At 38.0% G+C, this 4,368-nt stretch carries 5 protein-coding genes; all 5 read right to left on the reverse strand.

Annotated features, from left to right (window positions below):
• Nucleotides 1–617: transposase (locus ACJML3_RS04480; protein ID WP_406020974.1), on the reverse strand; the 617-nt coding region annotated here is incomplete at its 3' end.
• A 148-nt stretch (nucleotides 618–765) separates the two neighbouring features.
• Nucleotides 766–900 (reverse strand): hypothetical protein, encoded by a 135-nt coding sequence (locus ACJML3_RS04485; RefSeq protein ID WP_406020976.1) that lies wholly within the window; start codon nucleotides 898–900, stop codon nucleotides 766–768.
• A 184-nt stretch (nucleotides 901–1,084) separates the two neighbouring features.
• Nucleotides 1,085–2,107, reverse strand: a complete 1,023-nt coding sequence (locus tag ACJML3_RS04490) for an ABC transporter permease subunit (protein WP_406020978.1) — start codon at nucleotides 2,105–2,107, stop codon at nucleotides 1,085–1,087.
• Entirely contained in the window at nucleotides 2,100–3,155 is a 1,056-nt protein-coding gene (locus ACJML3_RS04495; protein ID WP_331853928.1) for an ABC transporter permease, read from the reverse strand. Before ACJML3_RS04495 ends, ACJML3_RS04490 begins: the two co-directional genes overlap by 8 nt.
• Nucleotides 3,139–4,368: sugar ABC transporter ATP-binding protein (locus ACJML3_RS04500; RefSeq protein ID WP_406020980.1), on the reverse strand; the 1,230-nt coding region annotated here is incomplete at its 5' end. The genes ACJML3_RS04495 and ACJML3_RS04500, both read right to left, overlap by 17 nt.

Genomic DNA, 4,368 nt, shown 5'->3' on the forward strand with positions numbered 1-4,368 from the left:
GATATAAGCTTATAAGCTTTAAATGATCGTCTCTTATGCTGACTGTCAAGTAATGATAGAAGTGATCTTGAGGACTCCATTATTGATTCAAGACCACGTGCTGATAGAAATCCCATTTCATAGCTTGCAGATCTGAAAGAATTTTCAAGCTGTATTCTTGATTTCATAAGCATTGCTCTGTGTGCAAATAAGGTTGCAAGAGCCTGTGATGCCTCATCTTTAAGAATACTTTCAGGAACAGATGGGGAGAAGGTGGCTTTGAAAATCTTAATAGCGTCTATTGAGTCAGATTTGTCTCTTAGATTTCCAAAACTGCTAATGTTTGCAGGAGGAATAACACGACAGATATGACCGTTTTCAATTATAAACCTCCCCCAGTAATTGCACTGACCGCAAGCTTCAATGCCAAAGACGCATTTGCCAAACTGACTGTCAGTTATCATTTTTTCAAATTCACTACGTGAAATTGATTTGTTTACAAGCTGACCTGATTTCAGATCGGCATAGCAGATCTGAAACACTCTTGAAGCTAAGTCAACACCAATAACAAAACCATTTTGTTTTGCGTACATTCTTAATGATTTTAATTCATAGAAAGATAGTTTTGGTAAGCCCATAACTAGTCTCCTCTTTTTAAAATGCAGGAAACTAGACCATAGCAAAAGATGAAATAAAAAAAAGAGAGATAAAGGCGATAAAGAGAAAAAAAATAACGCACAAAATCATTAAGCCTTGAATAAAGCTTTATGAATTTATGCGCTTTTACTAATACATTACTGCCATCTGAGTGCTGTCAAGTGCTATTGATGCACCAATACTTGGATTATAGGCGCTGATAGCAACAGTTGCTATTGCAGCAATCAGTGTAATGATAATTAAAATGCTATTTGCTTTTGACATACTTTCACCTCCTACAAACTTGTCATAGGTTTTTGATGAATACGAGTAATACTTATTGTTATTTTTATCTTCTAATTTAATTCTAAGTTATCGCTAAGTTAACATAAATAAGTAAGGGATGCGTTTGTGACACATCCCTAACTTCCTTACTGAAGATTGTGATTAATGTTTCAAAAGATTTTTACTATCTGTCTTTTGAGGCAGAATCCTCTGCATTCAGATTCATAAGTTTGCTCTTGTGCGATGTTACAATTGCCTGCATTACGATAAACAGACATAAGAGCACGCCTACAACAATCTTTGTCCACCAGGCAGATAATGTACCCTGGAATGAAATGATTGTAAGAATAGTGCCCTGAATCATCACACCTAAGAGTGTTCCTGGCATAAAACCTACGCCACCCATAAGCTGGGTACCACCGATAACTGATGATGCAATTGCTTCCATTTCCATACCAAGGCCGTGCAGTGTATAACCAGAGAGCATAATCCATGAATATGTAATACCACCTAATGCAGCACAAAAACCAGAGATTACATAAACCTTGATTCTGATTGAATCTACCTTAAGACCCATGAGTCTTGCAGACTGTTCATTACCACCGATTGCATATACTCCACGACCGAATGATGTATAGCGTAATACAATTGTTGCAATAAGCACCATGAATAAAGCTATCACTGCACCAAGTGATATGAAGTAATCAGAGAATTCAAATGATGTAAATGCAAGTTCTGAATACTCCTGATTTACAATTGCCACACTGTCTCTTGAGAGAATTGCTGTAATACCTCTGCAAAGGAACATTGTACCTAGGGTAACAATGAATGGCTGTAATCTAAAGTAAGTGATAAGTGCACCGTTTACAAGACCTACAACAATACCTATTAAAAGAACAATCAGCATACAGATATATGGATTGATTGATGTATCTCGCATAAGCACAGCTAGTGTCATACAGCTTAAAGAAACAACAGCGCCAACTGACAGATCTATACCACTAAAGCCAGATAAAATAGTAAAGGTGATACCGACAGTTACAATAATCAAAGGCGCATTATCAATAAACAGATTTAAAAATACCTGTAAAGAGAAGAAGCCTGTAGATGTAACTGATCCTATTGCAAACAACAGAACAAATAAAAAAGCTGTCACATAAAAAGGAAAGTTCTGAGATGCAACAAGATTTGATAAAAACTTACGCATTTTCAGCCTCCTTATGTGCATCATGATTCAGTCGTTTTGCTTTAAAGTCCTGATACATCTGCTTGAACTTCTCTGACTGGATAACAATAATCATAAGAATAACAATTGCCTTAACTGCAGGAAGTCTGTCTGATGATACACCTACAGCATACATTGTTGTTGTAAGTGTCTGAATGGTAATAGCACCGATAATGGTTCCGCCAATATAGTAACGGCCGCCGACCATCAGAGTTCCACCAAGTGTAACAGCTAAAATCGCATCCATTTCCATATTAAGACCAGCATTATTAGCATCGGCAGCTCTGATAAGAGAGCCTTCGATTAAACCTGCACAGCCGGCGCAAAAGCCTGAGAAAATGTATACAGCAAACAGCACAGCTGTAACCTTGATACCTGCATATCTTGCTGCAGTTGCATTGATACCTACAGACTGAATCATAAGACCAATTGAGGTTTTTCTGTCAATAAAGATAACAAGAGCAACCATAACAATTGCAATTAGCATTGCTGTTGGCAGCATTACACCTGGAATATTGCCACCGATGTAAGCAAAAGGCTTGTAGTAGACAGTAATAATCTGACCGTCTGTCATAAGCTGGGCAATACCACGACCTGCTGTCATTAAAATCAGTGTTGCAACCATTGCCTGGATCTTGAACTTGGCAACTAGTGTTCCATTCCAAAGACCTGCAAGGATGCCAACACCAAGTGAGCATAAGATTGCAACAAAGAATGGATGAGCAGGAATTCCACTGATATCACCGCCTAAAAGGACACAGCATGTTGCAGATGAAATTGCTACAACCGCACCTACAGAAATATCAATACCGCCTGTTGCAATAACAAAAGTCATTCCAAGTGACAGAATAATTAATGAAGATGCTCTGTATAAAATATCGACAGGACGACCATAAAGATTTCCGTTCTCCATAACTTCAATCTTAAAGAAATCATCCACAAAGAAAGCATTAAACATAAGTAGCACAAATAGTGCCATCAAAGGTAATGCCAGTGAACTTTTAAAAAAGCTCCTAAACAGATTTACCATGATAATCTCCTGCAATAGCCTGCATGATATGGGCTGTTGATATTTCATCATCATTAAGTTCTGTTACCTTTACATGATCACGAATAACCATGACTCTTGAGCAGGTACGAACCATCTCCCCCATCTCGCCTGATATGAAAACAACCGACATTCCCTTTTCTTTAGCCAATGTAACAGCCAGATTCTCAATTTCAGTCTTGGTACCTACGTCGATACCTCTCGTAGGCTCATCTAAAATTAAAAGACTTGGCTGGGTTGCAAGCCATCTTGCGATAATAACCTTCTGCTGATTTCCTCCAGACAGGTTCTTTATTAACTGCTCTCTGTCAGAAACCTTTATTCTCAGAAGATCAATATAGTAATCTGCAAGCTTGTTCTGTCTTGCCCTTGAGATGTGAGAGAACATTCCCATCTTTGCCTGCAAAGCAAGAATAATGTTCTCACGAACAGACAGATCACCTATGATGCCCTGTACTTTTCTATCCTCAGGACAAAATGCAACTTTATGCTTCATCATGTCCATAGGAGATTTTATGGATACCTTTACACCCTCAACATATACGTCACCACTGCTCTTTAACATGGTGCCAAAAAGTGTTTCTGCAATCTCGGAACGGCCAGAGCCTAGTAAACCAGCAAAACCTACAACCTCACCTTCCTTGATATCTAAGGTTAAATCCTTAACCTTTCCTGGAACTGTTACATGTGAGGTTTCAATATAGTTATTTGCACGAGGCTTTGATTTTGCAACATCTGATTCAATCTCACCATCCTTTACATCTTTACCCATCATTTTTGAAATGAGTTCAATCTTTGGAAGGTTTTCAATCTCATATTCACCTATGTATGAGCCATCTCTTAAAATGGTTATTCTGTCGCAGATTGTATAAATCTGCTCTAGGAAGTGAGAAATAAAGATAATTGAAATCCCCTGCTCTTTTAAGGATCTCATTATCTTGAAAAGTCTTTGAGTTTCTGCATCTGACAGTGATGATGTTGGCTCATCCAGGATAAGAATTTTACATTTAGTATCAATTGCACGGGCAATTGCAATCATCTGCTGCATTGCAACAGGATAGAAATTCAGCTCCTTTGTTACATCTATGTCAATTCCTAATGAATCAAACAGTAGTTTTGATGCATTTTTCTGCATGGTGGGCCAATCGATTCCACCAATAGAATTTCTAGGCTCTCTGCCAATATAAATGTTCTC

Origin of the sequence: Succinivibrio sp. (assembly GCF_045124615.1) — a bacterium.
In the GTDB taxonomy this organism is placed as follows: Bacteria; Pseudomonadota; Gammaproteobacteria; order Enterobacterales; family Succinivibrionaceae; genus Succinivibrio; species Succinivibrio faecicola.

Coding starts and splice junctions, on each gene's coding strand:
- ACJML3_RS04485 (WP_406020976.1), bottom strand. CDS start 900: ATGTCAAAAGCAAATAGCATTTTAATTATCATTACACTGATTGCTGCA.
- ACJML3_RS04490 (WP_406020978.1), bottom strand. CDS start 2,107: ATGCGTAAGTTTTTATCAAATCTTGTTGCATCTCAGAACTTTCCTTTT.
- ACJML3_RS04495 (WP_331853928.1), bottom strand. CDS start 3,155: ATGGTAAATCTGTTTAGGAGCTTTTTTAAAAGTTCACTGGCATTACCT.